Annotated in this window: 17 protein-coding genes; 10 read left to right on the forward strand and 7 right to left on the reverse strand. The window is 35.1% G+C overall.

The window, feature by feature from the left end; translation table 11 throughout:
* Nucleotides 1–25: 25 nt before the first annotated feature.
* The 7 genes from NHF50_RS14420 to NHF50_RS14450 form a co-directional block, all read right to left on the reverse strand.
* Nucleotides 26–592 (reverse strand): Crp/Fnr family transcriptional regulator, encoded by a 567-nt coding sequence (locus NHF50_RS14420; protein ID WP_252777099.1) that lies wholly within the window; start codon nt 590–592, stop codon nt 26–28.
* A 155-nt stretch (nt 593–747) separates the two neighbouring features.
* Nucleotides 748–1047, reverse strand: coding sequence for a type II toxin-antitoxin system RelE/ParE family toxin (locus NHF50_RS14425; protein ID WP_252777100.1), 300 nt, complete (start codon nt 1045–1047; stop codon nt 748–750).
* Nucleotides 1047–1292, reverse strand: a complete 246-nt coding sequence (locus NHF50_RS14430; protein ID WP_252777101.1) for a type II toxin-antitoxin system ParD family antitoxin — start codon at nt 1290–1292, stop codon at nt 1047–1049. Before NHF50_RS14430 ends, NHF50_RS14425 begins: the two co-directional genes overlap by 1 nt.
* Before the next feature lie 209 nt (nt 1293–1501).
* Nucleotides 1502–2053, reverse strand: a complete 552-nt coding sequence (locus tag NHF50_RS14435) for a hypothetical protein (RefSeq protein ID WP_252777102.1) — start codon at nt 2051–2053, stop codon at nt 1502–1504.
* 182 nt (nt 2054–2235) lie between these two features.
* Complete coding sequence (locus NHF50_RS14440) at nt 2236–2499, reverse strand: hypothetical protein (RefSeq protein ID WP_252777103.1); 264 nt, start codon at nt 2497–2499, stop codon at nt 2236–2238.
* Nucleotides 2496–2729, reverse strand: coding sequence for a hypothetical protein (locus NHF50_RS14445; protein ID WP_252777104.1), 234 nt, complete (start codon nt 2727–2729; stop codon nt 2496–2498). The genes NHF50_RS14440 and NHF50_RS14445 overlap by 4 nt, the downstream gene beginning before the upstream one ends.
* Nucleotides 2729–3142 (reverse strand): hypothetical protein, encoded by a 414-nt coding sequence (locus tag NHF50_RS14450; protein ID WP_252777105.1) that lies wholly within the window; start codon nt 3140–3142, stop codon nt 2729–2731. The genes NHF50_RS14445 and NHF50_RS14450 overlap by 1 nt, the downstream gene beginning before the upstream one ends.
* Nucleotides 3143–3373: 231 nt before the next feature.
* Between NHF50_RS14450 and NHF50_RS14455 the strand changes: the two genes are divergently transcribed.
* From NHF50_RS14455 to acs, 10 genes are all read left to right on the forward strand, one after another.
* Nucleotides 3374–3847 (forward strand): nucleoside deaminase, encoded by a 474-nt coding sequence (locus NHF50_RS14455; RefSeq protein ID WP_109570319.1) that lies wholly within the window; start codon nt 3374–3376, stop codon nt 3845–3847.
* 284 nt (nt 3848–4131) lie between these two features.
* Complete coding sequence (locus NHF50_RS14460; protein ID WP_109570320.1) at nt 4132–4551, forward strand: hypothetical protein; 420 nt, start codon at nt 4132–4134, stop codon at nt 4549–4551.
* 99 nt (nt 4552–4650) lie between these two features.
* Nucleotides 4651–5892, forward strand: coding sequence for a hypothetical protein (locus tag NHF50_RS14465; RefSeq protein WP_109570321.1), 1242 nt, complete (start codon nt 4651–4653; stop codon nt 5890–5892).
* A 30-nt stretch (nt 5893–5922) separates the two neighbouring features.
* Complete coding sequence (locus tag NHF50_RS14470) at nt 5923–6180, forward strand: DUF4212 domain-containing protein (protein WP_109570322.1); 258 nt, start codon at nt 5923–5925, stop codon at nt 6178–6180.
* A 34-nt stretch (nt 6181–6214) separates the two neighbouring features.
* Nucleotides 6215–7969 carry a sodium:solute symporter family protein gene (locus NHF50_RS14475; RefSeq protein WP_252777106.1) on the forward strand — a complete coding sequence of 585 codons (1755 nt, stop codon included), beginning with the start codon at nt 6215–6217 and terminating at the stop codon, nt 7967–7969.
* Nucleotides 7970–8073: 104 nt separating this feature from the next.
* Nucleotides 8074–8268, forward strand: coding sequence for a hypothetical protein (locus NHF50_RS14480; protein WP_109570324.1), 195 nt, complete (start codon nt 8074–8076; stop codon nt 8266–8268).
* Nucleotides 8261–10942 carry an ATP-binding protein gene (locus NHF50_RS14485; RefSeq protein ID WP_252777107.1) on the forward strand — a complete coding sequence of 894 codons (2682 nt, stop codon included), beginning with the start codon at nt 8261–8263 and terminating at the stop codon, nt 10940–10942. Before NHF50_RS14480 ends, NHF50_RS14485 begins: the two co-directional genes overlap by 8 nt.
* Before the next feature lie 33 nt (nt 10943–10975).
* Complete coding sequence (locus NHF50_RS14490) at nt 10976–11338, forward strand: response regulator transcription factor (RefSeq protein ID WP_252777108.1); 363 nt, start codon at nt 10976–10978, stop codon at nt 11336–11338.
* A 21-nt stretch (nt 11339–11359) separates the two neighbouring features.
* On the forward strand, nt 11360–13255 hold the full coding sequence (locus NHF50_RS14495) for a propionyl-CoA synthetase (protein WP_252777109.1): 1896 nt from the start codon (nt 11360–11362) through the stop codon (nt 13253–13255).
* Between the two features lie 189 nt (nt 13256–13444).
* On the forward strand, nt 13445–15370 hold the full coding sequence (gene acs, locus NHF50_RS14500; RefSeq protein ID WP_262498011.1) for an acetate--CoA ligase: 1926 nt from the start codon (nt 13445–13447) through the stop codon (nt 15368–15370).
* Nucleotides 15371–15407 lie beyond the last annotated feature (37 nt).

The following is a 15407-nucleotide window of genomic DNA, read 5'->3' on the forward strand; positions in this document are numbered from 1 at the left end:
GTTTTCCTGCGAACAGGACATTTGTCTAAAAAGAAATTTCTTTTCGCAGTCGGCTTAAATGTCGTTGTGTAATTCCTAAATAGGAAGCCAGGTATTTTAAGGGAACTTCCTGAATATATTCCGGTTGTTTTTGAATGAGCTCTGTATAACGATACAAAGCATCGTTCTTTTGTAGCTGAAAGATACGTTTTTCAAGTTCAATATATTGTTGTTCGGCTATGATCTTTAAAAATTTTGTCCAATTGGGATGATTTTGTTCTAATTCCTGAATCTTTTCTTGGGGAAACAACAGTAAATCAACAGTAGTGATCGCTTCAATGTTTTCATTTGTAGGCTGTTGTGTTATAAAAGAAGAATAAGCTGTCATAAAATGGTTCGGAAAGGTTATGCAATAGGTAATATCTTCTTCTTTGTTTGAAAAGTAAAACGAACGAAGCAGTCCGCTTATTACAAATGCAACGCTTTTACAGGTTTCTCCTTCCTGAATAAAATAGTCTCCTTTGTTGAGTTGTTTTTGTATGCCCAGTTCTGTAAAAAGATCAATTTCTTTATCGGATAATAGACCAAAGGAGTTTAAATATTCTTTTAGCATTAGTTTGTGTTATAGTGTTGACGGAAAGAGGTAAATTTTATTAATCAGCACTTTTGTTTTTTTGTAGATACAAGTGAAACAGAGAAACAAAATTCGGAAGATTGACCGAACCAAGCTCATTACTTGTAACCGATGTTGTAAATAGCTCTTTATTATCAGATACTTAATTGAGTTTCAAGATCCATTTTTTCGTGTAGAACTCTAATGACTTCTATTTCATCAGATTTTGTTTTCTTAAAAAAAACCAAGTGAGATTTTACTTTTGAACATTTATAGTTTTTTCTAATATTCCCAAAATCACGAGCCATTTCAAAATGATCGGCTATATACTCAATTTCATCAAAAATCAAATTATAGTAACGATCAGCTAGTTCAATTGACCAATTTTCAGCGGTGTAAATCCAAATTTTGTTAATGTCCTCAAGAGCTTTTTCTCTAATGATATATCTTGACATTATTTTCCAAAGTTTGCTTTAAGTTTTTCAAGATTTTTTTGGCGGTCAAAATTTTCAATTTTAGCACTCTTTTCGCCAATTGTAAGCTCATTGATTAAAGATTTGGTTTTGTTTTCTTCTTGCTCAAAAACTCTCAAAGCAGTTCTAACAACCTCGCTAACTGAATTGTATTTACCTGATGCAATTTGCTCATTGATAAAATTCTCAAAATAGTCACCTAATAATATTGAAGTATTTCGTGCCATAATCTTTTTTTATCAAAGATACCAAGTGTTGGTATTTTGTGCAATTTTTTCAGTGTTTTTTTGTGACAGAATTACGCACAACGGCATTTTATAGCTTGAACCATTATCAAGCCATAAAAAAAATAGAAACTTAATTTTAGAAAATTCGGAGAATTTTCCAAACACTTACAGACCCAGCCATAATTTATAGCCGATGTTAACAAATGTTTTTAATTTACACTTAGTATTTTTCCAATTGTAATTATAAATGGGATTAATACTAATATAACTTTTTGAGATTTATAAATTCGATTGATTAAATTCCAATTAAATAGGAATAGGAAAGTAGGTAATAGATAACAGTAAATTCCAAAATCATTTTCAAGAGAAATTGGATTTTGAATAAAGAAATTCCAAAGTCTTATTAAAAATAACAAACAAACAAAAAGAATAAAAATAGAATTTGCTTGACCGAATTTTTTACGAATATTTAATTTTTTATTCTTGAAATCAAGCTTTGAAAGCCAAATAAATGTTGTGAAAGTAAAACCGATACAAACAGAACTAAACCCAATCAAGTTCAATGTAAATTGCGAAAAAATAAAGTTTTCATAATTCACGAAGTAAGGATTTTTTCTGCTCAAAGAAAAATTAGCAAACATAGTTACTAATCTAAGTAGATAATTAAAAATTATTGAATAACCTAGACCAATTACTAAGCCAAAATAAAATTGTTTTTTTCCAATTTCATTAATTGAAAAATTAGGTTTTATTTTCTTCATTTAGTGAGGTTTTCAAAATGTTTGTTAACGGTTTCGGGCTTTGCGTTCGGGCGGGTTTCGGAGCACAAAACTGTCAACCAGCACTGAACTTGAATAGAAGCACAAAGCTCCAAGTTTGCACGTCACCCCGCCTGACGCAAAACCCGTGTTAGTGGCTGGCATTATTTGATTTAGTCTAACGTTCATTTTTTATCACCTTTAAATAATTCACCAATCAAAGCCCCTATTAAAACAGCAAGCCCCAAGCCAACTAAGATTTCGGCAAAGTCTGTTGTCGGTTTTTTAAGTTGATTTTTATAGTTTTCATATTCTGTCTTAGTTATGTATCCGTTTGAATACATAAGGTCGATATATTCCTTTCGTTCTTCTTGTGTCGCTGTGTTGTTTTTAATTTTATACAGCAAGAACTTTATTCTTTGGTCGCTATTTTGAATGTTATTGTTCATTTGACGTTTTTGTTTTTTGTCTTACTAGAACCATTAAATTCTTCTTCAAGTGCTGATAATGCACGTTTTTCTAATATCTGTACAAACTTTTCGTGATTTTGAACTTTTGATTCAAGGTCTTTAATTCTATTTTCCAAAGTTCGTTTGTGAGAATAGTATATTCCCAAGACTGTCGCAGTAGCTACAACTGTCGAGGCAATAATTGTTATGAGTGTCCAAGCAGCGTCCATTAATTCTTTTTCAACATTTGTAAAAGTATATCACATTTTTTATCAAGGTCTCGAAGTTTTGGAACTAGCTCCATAGCTGAAGGATTTTCCAACCATTCTTGTGGATTGCCCCAAAAGTCAGCTTTATGATAAAGGTAGTCTTCCAATCCTTCATTTATGTTTGCTGCTACTGCTTTTCTTAAACAGTCTCTCCAAAGGCTTGTCAAATCTGTATTGGGCTTATATCCGTCACTATTTATAAATTTTCTAGTGGCTTCATTAGCTGTTTTTATTGCGATTATTGTCTCGCAGATTTTTTCTTTTTGGTCAGTAGATATTTTCCTATCAATTAGCTTTTCAGTCAGCTTTTTAGTAAGTGTCTCAATGAATGTCGTAAATGAAGTTATTAAAATGCTTTTTCCTATAAAGTCCATATGTTTTTATGTTTAATCGTGTAGTCTTTTATGCTTGCCACTAACTAGTAAATATCACCAAATATATATAACTTTTCTCTAAAAATTATATTTATTTGTAAGTATAGCGTCAAAAATAAAATGAATCATTCTGCATTTTTTACGGAAAACCATAAACTATAAAGTAATAAGTCAAATAGGTTTTATAAATCACTATATTTGACGGTTTGAATTTTTTTAAAGGATTAAAATATGTGTAACCATAGTAAGTTTATTACCGAAGCAGTTGAGCTTTCCCGCAACGGGATGAATAATAACGAAGGCGGACCTTTCGGAGCGATTGTTGTGAAAGACGGAAAAATTGTAGGAAAAGGAAATAATAGAGTGACTTCCACTAACGACCCTACGGCACATGCCGAAGTGGTGGCTATTCGCGAGGCTTGTAAAACTCTGAACTCTTTTCAATTAGACGATTGTATCTTATACACGTCATGCGAACCCTGCCCGATGTGTCTGGGAGCGATCTACTGGGCGCGCCCGGATAAAGTTTTTTATGCCAATACCCGTGAAGATGCAGCAGCAATAGGTTTTGACGATGATTTTATTTATGAAGAGATCAATATAGGAATGGAAAACAGAAAGATACCTTTTGAACAGTTGGGCAGGGAAGAAGCGCTTAAAGTCTTCAACGAATGGAAAAACAAAGCAGATAAATTAGAGTATTAAAATTTTTATTCCATAATAAATAGGTAAAGAACACTTTTTAGTGTTCTTTTTTGTTTATATTATAAAATATTTACTATTTTGCTCAGCCGTTGCATTTTATACAATAACTATACATAAAATGATTGTTTTACAGAAGCTTAAATTTGTGTTTTTAGGTATTTTTTAAATTTTTATCAAAAAAATAACCAACAAAATTTATTTAGTAAAAAAAATAGTTTAAATTTTTATGATATATATTTTTGTATATTCTGCTAAATTAATATATTTATGCAAAAATAATATATATGAAAATAATTGCCTGCCCGAAATGCCAAAGCGATAAGATCGTAAAAAGCGGAATTATCAAAGACAGACAGCGTTATTTGTGCAAAGCCTGTAACTATTATTTTACAGTAAATAAGCTGGGTAAAAAAATAGACGATTATTACGTGACAAAAGCGCTACAGCTTTATTTAGAGGGCTTAAGCTATAGAGAGATAGAGCGTATCATAGGGGTTTCTCACGTATCGATCAGTAATTGGGTTAAGGAATTTAAAATAAAGAAACCACCTCATCCGAACTACCATCCCAGTTATAAGATTTTTAAACATAATGAGTTGGTAGAATACTTAAAAAACAAGGATCAGCTTTCCGGTGCAGGGATGATCATTACAGAGCTGGGAGATAAGTTTATGCTGATAAAATGGGAGCGTTTTAAGGATTAACTATAAGCTTTTTACAAAAATATACATCATTTTTTTTTTCGTTAACATAATTTTTGAATTTGGTCAAGCAAAAATTAAATAAAAACCAAATCAGAAATTATGAAAAAAATTATTCTTGTTGCCGGTTTACTTTACTCGGCTTTAACATTTGCACAAGGCGCTCCTGATTATGCAGGGGGACTGAAAGTAAACATTAACGAAGATGGCTCTAAGTATTTCAGAATTATTTCTTGGGCGCAAGTTTGGGCGCAATATAATGGAGATAAGCCTTTAGACGCTAATGGTAACGAACAGTCAGAAATAGACTTTACCGTTCGTAGAGCTAGGGTTTTATTGTATTCTCAAATAAGTCCTAAATTTTTAATTGTAACCCACTTCGGTGTAAACAATCTTAATGCGGGCAGTATGAGTCCTACCGGAACAGGCGATGGCTCACAGATGTTTATCCACGATGCTTATGTGCAATACAATTTAGGAACAACAAATAAGCATGCTATCGGTGGTGGTTTGCATTATTGGAACGGTATTTCCCGTATGAACAACAGTAGTACACTTAACATCTTAACTTTAGATAATTTCCGTCAGGGTTGGGCAACTTTAGGTTTAGCCGATCAGTTTGCGCGTCCGGTAGGTGTATTTGCAAAAGGTGCTTTCGGAAAACTTCAGTATAGAGTATCTATTAACGACGCTCTAACTAACAATTTGGCAGTTTCTAATGTTCCTGTAAACGGTGGTGCTGCAACGTATAACGGAAGAGACTTATTAGGCGGTAAAAAAGCAGGAAAAACATTCTCAGGATATTTTGATTATAACTTTTTAGACCAGGAAAGCCAATTCTTACCTTATAAAGTAGGTACGTATTTAGGAGATAAAAAAGTGTTCAACATCGGAGCAGGTTTCTTCTCACATCCTAATGGTTCTGTGGTGGCAGACGTGAACGGAGATCTAAGCGGAGAAAATGTATCTATTTTTGCGGTAGATGCTTTTTATGATGCACCGATCGGAGGAAAAGGAAGTTCTATAACAGCTTATGCAATGTATCAGAATTCAGACTATGGAAAAGATTTTCGTTTCGGAACAACTTATGAAACAGGATCTATTTTGTACGGACATGTAGGATATGTGATTCCGACTGAGAAAGAGACAAAATTACAACCCTATGTTTCTTTTGCTAACCGTCAGATAGATGCTTTAGATGATAATGCAACACAATTCGGTATCGGCGCTAATTTATTCTTAAAAGGACACCATTCTAAGTTAACATTAGAATACCAGAATCTTAAATATGCAACAGCAGATGCTGTAGGAACAGTTACCCTACAAGCAATGATCTACCTATAAAAAACAAATAAATAAAAAACAATCAAAACTATGAGTAATCAAGAAAAAGCAACAGCTTACTGGAAGGAAAATCTAAGATACCTTCTGATCTTATTGAGCATTTGGTTTGCTGTCTCCTACGGAGCAGGGATCTTATTCAAAGATGCTTTAAACAATGTTAAATTGGGCGGTTTCCCTTTAGGATTCTGGTTCGCCCAGCAAGGTTCAATTTATGTGTTTGTTATCCTGATTTTTGTTTACGTTCGATTAATGAACAAATTGGATAAAAAATACGGTTACGACGAATAAACAAACAATCAATCAACACTTAAATTAAAAAATCATGGATGTACAAATTTGGACATATATAATTGTAGGTATCACATTTGCTATCTACATCGGAATTGCAATTTGGAGTAGAGCAGGATCTACAAAAGAATTTTATGTTGCCGGTGGTGGCGTTTCTCCTTTAGCAAACGGTATGGCTACGGCAGCAGACTGGATGAGTGCTGCATCATTTATCTCAATGGCAGGGATCATTTCATTTGCCGGATATGACGGAGCTGTTTATTTGATGGGATGGACCGGAGGTTATGTGTTATTAGCGTTGCTATTAGCACCTTATCTTCGAAAATTCGGAAAATTTACAGTGCCTGATTTCATCGGGGAGCGTTATTATTCAAAAACAGCTCGTTCAGTAGCCGTTATCTGTGCTTTAATTGTTTCGTTTACGTATGTAGCCGGACAAATGCGTGGAGTAGGAGTGGTATTCTCAAGATTCTTGGAAGTAGATATTAATACCGGTGTAATCATAGGTATGGTAATCGTATTGTTCTATGCCGTATTAGGAGGAATGAAAGGAATTACATATACTCAGGTGGCGCAATATTGTGTATTGATCTTTGCTTTTATGGTGCCTGCGATCTTTATTTCTATCCAAATGACAGGTAATCCGATTCCGCAATTAGGAATGGGGTCAACAGTAGCAGGTACTGATACGTATTTATTAGATAAATTAAACGGATTATCAACCGAATTAGGATTTGCAGAGTATACAGACGGATCAAAATCAATGATCGATGTATTTGCTATTACATTAGCATTAATGGTTGGTACAGCAGGTTTACCACACGTTATTGTTCGTTTCTTTACCGTTAAAAGAGTGAAAGATGCACGTAAATCAGCAGGATGGGCGTTACTTTTGATCGCTATTTTATATACAACGGCACCGGCTGTTTCCGTGTTTGCTAAAACCAATTTGATTGAAACGGTTAATGATAAAAATTATGCAGATATGCCGCAATGGTTTAGCAACTGGGAAAAAACAGGTTTGTTAAAATATGAAGACAAGAACGGTGACGGTAAAATTCAGTACTACAATGATAAATCTAAAGACGAAGCTTTTCTTGCAGCAGCAGAGGCCAAAGGTTTAAAAGGAAGTGAATTAAAAATCGATAATGATATTATGGTATTGGCTAATCCTGAAATTGCTAAATTACCGAACTGGGTAATTGCATTAGTAGCAGCAGGTGCTTTAGCAGCCGCTTTATCAACAGCAGCAGGTCTATTATTAGTGATCTCATCGTCTGTTTCTCACGATTTGATCAAAAAAATGATCAATCCTGATATTTCTGAAAAAGGGGAATTATGGGCAGCACGTGGTTCAGCTACTGTAGCAGTAGTAATCGCCGGATATTTCGGTATCAATCCTCCGGGATTCGTTGCAGCAGTAGTGGCTTTAGCTTTCGGATTAGCAGCAGCGTCATTCTTCCCGGCAATTATTTTAGGTATTTTCCATAAAAAAATGAACAAAGAAGGAGCTATTTCAGGTATGGTAATTGGTATGTTATTAATGCTGTTCTATATGTTGAAATTCAAATTCGGAATGTTTGACGGAGGTAAAGAAGCTGTAGCAGGATTAAAAGATTCTTGGTGGTTTGGTATTTCACCGGAAGGTTTTGGTACTGTAGCTATGATCGTGAACTTTATTGTAGCTTTAGTGGTAAATAAATTTACTGCTGAGCCACCTGCAGAGGTTCAGGATATTGTAGAACATATTCGTATTCCTTCAGGAGCAGGAGAAGCTTCTTCTCATTAATTTTGTAAATATTTTGAATATAAAGTAATAATCTCTGTGATTTTATCGCAGAGATTATTCAATTTTTAAAAATAGTATTACTTTAGTAGAGTTTTTACGAAAAGATGAAAAAAAGACACCAACAAAAATTAGTAGTTCTATCAATATTTTTACTGTTAGCATTAAACCTTCCTTTGCTGTTATTGTTTGATAAAGCGCAAGTGTTCTTCGGGCTTCCGCTTATCTATGTCTACATCTTTTCAATTTGGTTTTTAGCCATATTATTATCCATTATTATTGTAAACCGTTATTATGAGTAGTTTAGGACTTATAGCAATTTTACTTTTCTATTTGGCCTTTTTGTTTTTAATAGCGCATTGGGCAGAAAAAAAAGACAATGTAAAATGGACTAACAATGCTTACGTTTATTCCCTTTCGTTAGCAGTTTATTGTACGGCTTGGACCTATTATGGAAGCGTAGGAGTAGCTGCGAATTCCGGATTGACGTATCTGCCTATTTATTTGGGACCAATTATTGCTATTCCGGCCTGGATAATTATTTTGAGAAAGATCATTCGGATCTCAAGAGTGAATAATGTTTCCAGTATTGCCGATTTTATTTCACTTCGATACGGAAACAGCCGTTTTTTAGGGGCTGTCGTTACGGTAGTTTCTCTGGCTGCCATATTGCCTTATATTGCCTTACAGTTAAAAGCGATATCAGAAACTTTCCATATCGTAACACGTGTTCCTCATAACTCTTTAATGTTGTTTGATACCACTACTTATGTAGCAGTAGCTTTAGCTTTGTTTGCTTCGTATTACGGAACTCGCTATGTGGATGCTTCAGAAAAAAGAAAAGGAATCATTACAGCCGTTGCTATGGAAAGTATCCTGAAACTGGTTTTCTTTTTTATTGTCGGGATCTACGTGACTTATTTTGTGTTTGACGGTTTTCAGGATGTTTATGACAAAGCATCCGTTTTAAAAGATTTTGAAAAGAAAAATACAATTGGCGGAATCGAACCCGCTATCAATTGGTTCTTTTTATGTGTGGTCTCTCTTTTTGCTATTTTCTTGTTACCTCGTCAGTTTCATGCAACGGTAGTAGAGAATAACAGAGAACGACATATAAAAACAGCTATTTGGTTATTTCCTTTGTATCTGTTAGCTTTTAATCTTTTTGTATTTCCGATCGCTTGGGGCGGCAATGTTTTGTTTGAAGGCGAAAATGTCAATGCAGACACATATTCCTTACTGATTCCTCAAATGTTTCAGAATAATTTTTTAACGACATTAGTTTTTCTGGGTGGTTTCTCGGCTGCTATTTCTATGATTGTCGTTTCGAGTATCAGTTTATCAACCATGTTAAGTAATAATTTATTGATTCCGTATACTTTTTTGAGAAAACTTAAGGATGAGGATCAAACCGTGAACAATAAGACCATTGTAAATATCCGAAAAATAGGGATATTCATGTTGATTATTCTTTCGTATCTGATCTACAGGTTATTTGTACTGGATTATAATTTGGTGTCGATCGGACTGGTTTCATTTGTTATTATTTCGCAATTAGCACCTGCTTTTTTCGGAGCATTGTTCTGGAGACGCGGTTCACGATTAGGAGCTATTTGGGGCATAATCATCGGTTTCTTTATTTGTATGTATACCTTATTGCTCCCGTACGCCTTCGGGATCAGTAACCACAATAATTCTTTTTTGCTAAACGGACCTTACGGAATAGAGATCTTAAAACCTTTTGCACTATTCGGTCTGGATTATTTATCACCGGTGCCGCATGCTTTCTTTTGGAGCCTATTCTTTAATACCATAATCTATCTGGGAGTTTCGGTAAGTTTTAAAGGGAATTACAGAGAACGAAATTATGCCGAAATGTATATTGATATCGATAAATACAGTACCAACCATGAAACTGCTTTTGTTTGGAAAGGAACAGCTTATACCAGTGATATCGAAAAAGTCTTAGTTAAATTTTTAGGAGAAGAAAGAACCAGACGGGCTCTTAATATTTTTAATGTAAAATATAATGTAGATCAGAATCAGGAATTGGCAGATGCCCGTTTGATTAAATTTGCAGAAAACCTGTTAACCGGACATATCGGAACGGCTTCCGCAAAAATATTGATCTCCAGTGTGGTGAAGGAGGAAAAAGTAACCCTTCCGGAAGTTTTAAAGATATTGGAAGAATCCAATGAAAATATCATTATCAATAAAAAATTAGTAGAAACCTCGACGGAATTAAAACGGATTACCAGTCAACTGAAATTAGCCAATGAAACTTTGGTTAAAAAAGACAAGCAAAAAGATGATTTCTTAGATACGGTTACGCACGAATTAAGAACTCCGATCACAGCGATCCGGGCAGCAAGTGAAATTTTAATTGATGATGATGATATTCCGGATGAAATGCGTCGCCAGTTCTTACAAAATATCATTTCGGAGTCTGATCGTTTGAACCGCTTAATTGATAAAATTCTGGATCTGGAGAAATTTGAGACAGGAAAACAAAAAATTAACCCGACTTTCAATGATCTGGTAGAAACAATTTCAAAAACTATAGATCCGCTACAACAACTGATCAAGAATAAAGGAATTACAATATATTTTGAAAACAACAAATCCATAAAGACCTTTTATGACGAGGACAGAATTGTACAAGTCTTGACGAATTTATTGTCAAATGCGATCAAATTTTGTCCGGAAACCGAAGGCTTAATAACCATAACCATTACAGATAAAATTGATTTTTGGGAAATATCCGTAATGGATAACGGAAAAGGAATTAACCCGATAGATTTTGAAAATATTTTTAATAAATTTTATCAGTCTGATAATCAGAATATAAAAAAACCGGTTGGCAGTGGTTTAGGATTAGCCATTTGCAAGCAAATAGTTGAATTACACAAAGGTAAAATCTGGGCGCAGAATAATAACGGAGCAGGGGCGTGCTTTACTTTTACCTTACCGAAATAAGTAGTATTTTTATACGCAATTGTGATTACAAAAATGAAGAAAAAAATTTTAATAGTAGACGACGAACCTAACATCATTATGTCACTTGAATATACCTTTAAAAAGAATAATTTTGAGGTGTTCATTGCTCGTGACGGACAAGAAGCTTTAGATATATTAAAAGATCAGGTTCCTAATGTCATCATACTCGACGTAATGATGCCTAATGTAGATGGCTATGCTACTCTGGAATCGATAAAAAAAGATGAAAAATTAAACAACTGTAAAGTAATATTTCTATCGGCAAAGAACAAAGAGTCTGATATACAAAAAGGATTAGATCTGGGAGCCAACGCCTATATGACTAAACCTTTTTCGCTGAAAAAGCTGATAGACAAAGTAAACGACTTACTCTAAGAATAAATATAACTACTACAAATGAATTATTTAGATTTTTACAAACAAAGCATTGACAATCCGGAAAAATTCTGGAAGGAGCAAGCTGAAAAGCTCGAATGGTACACGAAGCCGGAAACGATCTTATCAGAGAATGATAAAGGCTATCCGACTTGGTTTGTCGATGGAGAATTAAACTTGTGTTATCTGGCGGTAGATAAACACATTCAGGATGGTTACGGAGAACAAACGGCAATTATTTATGATTCGCCTGTAACTCAAACCGTAAAAAAGTATACGTTTAATGAGGTAAAAGAACAAGTTGCTAAATTAGCCGGAGGCTTAACATCTTTAGGTGTTAAAAAAGGGCATACAGCTGTTATTTATATGCCTATGATCCCTGAAGCACTTTTTGCTATGTTGGCTTGTGCTCGTTTAGGAGTAACACATTCTGTTGTTTTCGGTGGATTTGCACCACATGAATTAGCTATCCGTATTGACGATTGTAAGCCAAAAATTATCCTTACAGCTTCATCAGGAATTGAAGTTGACCGATTGATAGCCTATAAGCCTTTAGTAGACGATGCTTTACAACTGGCAGAACACAAACCTAAAAAAGTGGTCATTCTGAATAGAAAATTAGGGGCTAAAGTTCCTTTCAAGAAAAGAGATGTTGATTGGGAAGCATTGGTATACGGTTCAGAAGAAGCTCCTTGTGTTCCGGTTAAAGCAGATCACCCTTCTTACGTGTTGTATACTTCCGGAACAACAGGAAAACCTAAAGGGATTGTAAGAGATACAGGAGGTTATGCCACGGCTCTTCGCTTTTCAATGGAATATATTTACGGTGTGAAACAAGATGAAGTATTCTGGGCTGCATCAGACGTGGGTTGGGTAGTTGGTCATAGCTATATTGTATACGGTCCGCTTCTTAACAGAAATGCAACCATTGTTTTTGAAGGTAAACCCATCAGAACGCCTGACGCCTCTACTTTCTGGAGAGTTATTGCAGAACATAACGTTAGTGTAATGTTTACAGCACCTACTGCGATCCGTGCAATAAAAAAAGAAGATCCTAACGGCGAGTTCATCAAGCAATACGACCTATCTAATTTAAGAACTCAGTTTCTAGCTGGTGAGCGTTGTGATGTAGCTACTTTAGAATGGTACAGAGAGCATATTCCTATTCCTACGATCGACCATTGGTGGCAAACAGAATCCGGTTGGCCTATGATCGCTAATTTAATGGGAGTAGAGTATTTACCGATCAAACCGGGTTCAGCCGGAAAAGCGGTAACAGGATATGATATTCGTATTTTTAATGAAAACGGAGAAGAGTTAGGCCCTAATGAAGAGGGCTATGTTGTGATTAAATTACCATTGCCCCCGGGAACGTTAATGGACTTATGGAAAGACCATATACGTTTCAGAGCCGGGTATCTGGATAAATTCCCGGGATATTATTTCTCTGGAGATGGCGGATATAAAGATGACGAAGGATATATTTATATAACGGGAAGGGTAGATGACGTTATCAATGTTGCCGGACACCGTTTGTCAACGGCTGAAATGGAAGAGATCGTAGCTTCTCATCATGCCGTGGCCGAATGTGCAGTAGTGGGGATCAATGATGAGTTGAAAGGACAAATACCTTTAGCTTTAGTTGTGACCAAAGCCGGAGAAACTATCGAACAGTTTCAATTGGAATACGAGATCGTACAATTAGTAAGAGAACAGATCGGGGCAGTAGCGAGTTTAAGAAAAGTGATTGTTGTTCAGCGATTGCCTAAAACCCGATCCGGAAAGATACTTCGCAAATTGTTGCGTAATATCGCTGACGGAGTAGAATTTCAGATTCCTTCAACCATTGATGATCCTGCGATAATCGATGAAGTCAAAGACGAATTCCTACAACATAAGATAGGAGTTTTTAAATAATTCTCATTTCTTTAAGGCTAAAAAATAGATAACACAATATTTTTTAGCCTTATTTTTTTAGATTCATTTTTTTTAGCTCAAAAACTATATTTATTTAGCAAAATAAAATATTTTCAAACAAATAAATGGTTATATTTACAATGAATTTAAGATTCTTAAAAAGAAAGTAGAAATAAATTAAGATATATAATAAAAAACAAACAAAAAATGAGCTATTATAAAATTACAGATTTAGAGAATTACTTTAAAATGTATAAAAAATCTGTACGTGAGCCAAGAAAATTTTGGGATCGCATTGCAGATGAAAACTTTACATGGTATCAGAAGTGGGATAAAGTTTTTGAATTTGATATGCAGGAAGCCAATTTTAAATGGTTTACAGGAGCTAAAGTAAATATTGCAAAAAACTGTATTGATCGCCATTTGAATAAAAGAGGAAATAAAACTGCTATCATTTTTGAACCGAATGACCCGAGTGAAGAAGCACAACATATTACCTATAATGATCTTTACGCTAATGTATCCCGATGGGCTAATGTTTTGGAAGAACAAGGCGTTAAAAAAGGAGACAGAGTTTGTATCTATTTACCGATGATTCCTGAATTAGCTTACGCAGTATTGGCATGTGCTCGTATCGGAGCGATCCATTCTGTAGTCTTTGCCGGTTTTTCAGCCTCAGCGCTTTCAGCACGTATCAACGATTGTGAGGCTAAAATGGTTATCACATCTGACGGAGGATACAGAGGTAACAAAACCATCAACCTTAAAGGAATTGTTGACGAAGCTTTAGAAAAAACACCATGTGTGGAAACTGCTTTAGTCGTTAAGAGAACAAATGAGGATGTTCCTATGAAAGACGGAAGAGATGTTTGGGTACAACCACTTTTAGACAATGCTTTAGCAAACCATGTTGCAGCGATCATGGACTCTGAAGATCCTTTATTTATCTTATATACATCCGGTTCTACAGGTAAACCGAAAGGGATGTTGCATACAACCGGAGGATATATGGTGTATACAGCTTATACCTTTAAAAATGTATTCAATTATGAAGAAGAAGATGTGTATTGGTGTACAGCTGATATCGGTTGGATTACAGGACACTCTTATATTTTATACGGACCGCTTTTAAACGGTGCTACAACCATCATCTTTGAAGGAGTTCCTTCGTATCCTGATTTTAGCCGTTTTTGGCAGGTAATTGAAAAACATAAAGTAAATCAGTTCTATACAGCTCCTACAGCAATCCGCTCTCTGGCAAAAGAAAGCATTGATTATGTTCAGAAATACTCTTTAAATTCCTTAAAAGTAATTGGTTCCGTTGGTGAACCAATCAACGAAGAAGCATGGCACTGGTACAACGACCACGTAGGAAGTAAACGTTGTCCGCTTGTGGATACTTGGTGGCAAACGGAAACAGGTGGAATTATGATCTCTCCGGTTCCATTTGTTACACCGACAAAACCTACGTATGCTTCATTACCGCTTCCTGGAATCCAACCGGTATTGATGGATGAATTGCGAAACGAGATCGAAGGTAATCAGGTTACCGGAAGTTTATGTATCAAATTCCCTTGGCCGTCTATGGCCAGAACAATCTGGGGAGATCACCAACGCTATAAAGAAACTTATTTCTCGGCTTATCCCGGTAAATATTTTACAGGTGACGGTGCTTTACGTGATGAAGTAGGATATTATAGAATTACAGGTAGGGTAGATGATGTAATCATTGTTTCCGGACATAATTTAGGAACAGCTCCTATTGAAGATGCGATCAATGAACATCCGGCAGTGGCAGAAAGTGCTATTGTAGGTTTCCCTCACGATATCAAAGGGAATGCACTGTATGGTTATGTGATCCTTAAAGAAACAGGAGAAAGTCGTAATCAGGACAACTTGAGAAAAGAGATAAATCAATTGATCTCTGAACAAGTAGGACCGATTGCAAAATTAGATAAGATCCAATTCGTAAGTGGTTTACCGAAAACACGTTCCGGAAAAATTATGAGACGTATCCTGCGTAAGATCGCTGAAGGAGATTTCAGTAACTTCGGTGATACTTCAACATTGTTGAACCCTGAGATCGTAAACGAGATTAAAGACGGAAAGCTTTAATTCTTAATTTCCATATAATAAATAATTTTTAAAAAAA

Source organism: Flavobacterium sp. NRK F10 (genome assembly GCF_024054235.1).
Taxonomy (GTDB): domain Bacteria; phylum Bacteroidota; class Bacteroidia; order Flavobacteriales; family Flavobacteriaceae; genus Flavobacterium; species Flavobacterium sediminis.

Excerpts from the sequence above, each read along its gene's own strand:
- NHF50_RS14455 (WP_109570319.1), top strand. The coding sequence starts at position 3,374 with ATGTGTAACCATAGTAAGTTTATTACCGAAGCAGTTGAGCTTTCCCGC.
- NHF50_RS14435 (WP_252777102.1), bottom strand. The coding sequence starts at position 2,053 with ATGAAGAAAATAAAACCTAATTTTTCAATTAATGAAATTGGAAAAAAA.
- NHF50_RS14480 (WP_109570324.1), top strand. The coding sequence starts at position 8,074 with ATGAAAAAAAGACACCAACAAAAATTAGTAGTTCTATCAATATTTTTA.
- NHF50_RS14425 (WP_252777100.1), bottom strand. The coding sequence starts at position 1,047 with ATGTCAAGATATATCATTAGAGAAAAAGCTCTTGAGGACATTAACAAA.
- NHF50_RS14495 (WP_252777109.1), top strand. The coding sequence starts at position 11,360 with ATGAATTATTTAGATTTTTACAAACAAAGCATTGACAATCCGGAAAAA.
- NHF50_RS14485 (WP_252777107.1), top strand. The coding sequence starts at position 8,261 with ATGAGTAGTTTAGGACTTATAGCAATTTTACTTTTCTATTTGGCCTTT.
- NHF50_RS14465 (WP_109570321.1), top strand. The coding sequence starts at position 4,651 with ATGAAAAAAATTATTCTTGTTGCCGGTTTACTTTACTCGGCTTTAACA.
- NHF50_RS14460 (WP_109570320.1), top strand. The coding sequence starts at position 4,132 with ATGAAAATAATTGCCTGCCCGAAATGCCAAAGCGATAAGATCGTAAAA.
- NHF50_RS14430 (WP_252777101.1), bottom strand. The coding sequence starts at position 1,292 with ATGGCACGAAATACTTCAATATTATTAGGTGACTATTTTGAGAATTTT.
- NHF50_RS14450 (WP_252777105.1), bottom strand. The coding sequence starts at position 3,142 with ATGGACTTTATAGGAAAAAGCATTTTAATAACTTCATTTACGACATTC.
- NHF50_RS14475 (WP_252777106.1), top strand. The coding sequence starts at position 6,215 with ATGGATGTACAAATTTGGACATATATAATTGTAGGTATCACATTTGCT.
- NHF50_RS14440 (WP_252777103.1), bottom strand. The coding sequence starts at position 2,499 with ATGAACAATAACATTCAAAATAGCGACCAAAGAATAAAGTTCTTGCTG.
- NHF50_RS14470 (WP_109570322.1), top strand. The coding sequence starts at position 5,923 with ATGAGTAATCAAGAAAAAGCAACAGCTTACTGGAAGGAAAATCTAAGA.
- NHF50_RS14490 (WP_252777108.1), top strand. The coding sequence starts at position 10,976 with ATGAAGAAAAAAATTTTAATAGTAGACGACGAACCTAACATCATTATG.
- NHF50_RS14420 (WP_252777099.1), bottom strand. The coding sequence starts at position 592 with ATGCTAAAAGAATATTTAAACTCCTTTGGTCTATTATCCGATAAAGAA.
- NHF50_RS14445 (WP_252777104.1), bottom strand. The coding sequence starts at position 2,729 with ATGGACGCTGCTTGGACACTCATAACAATTATTGCCTCGACAGTTGTA.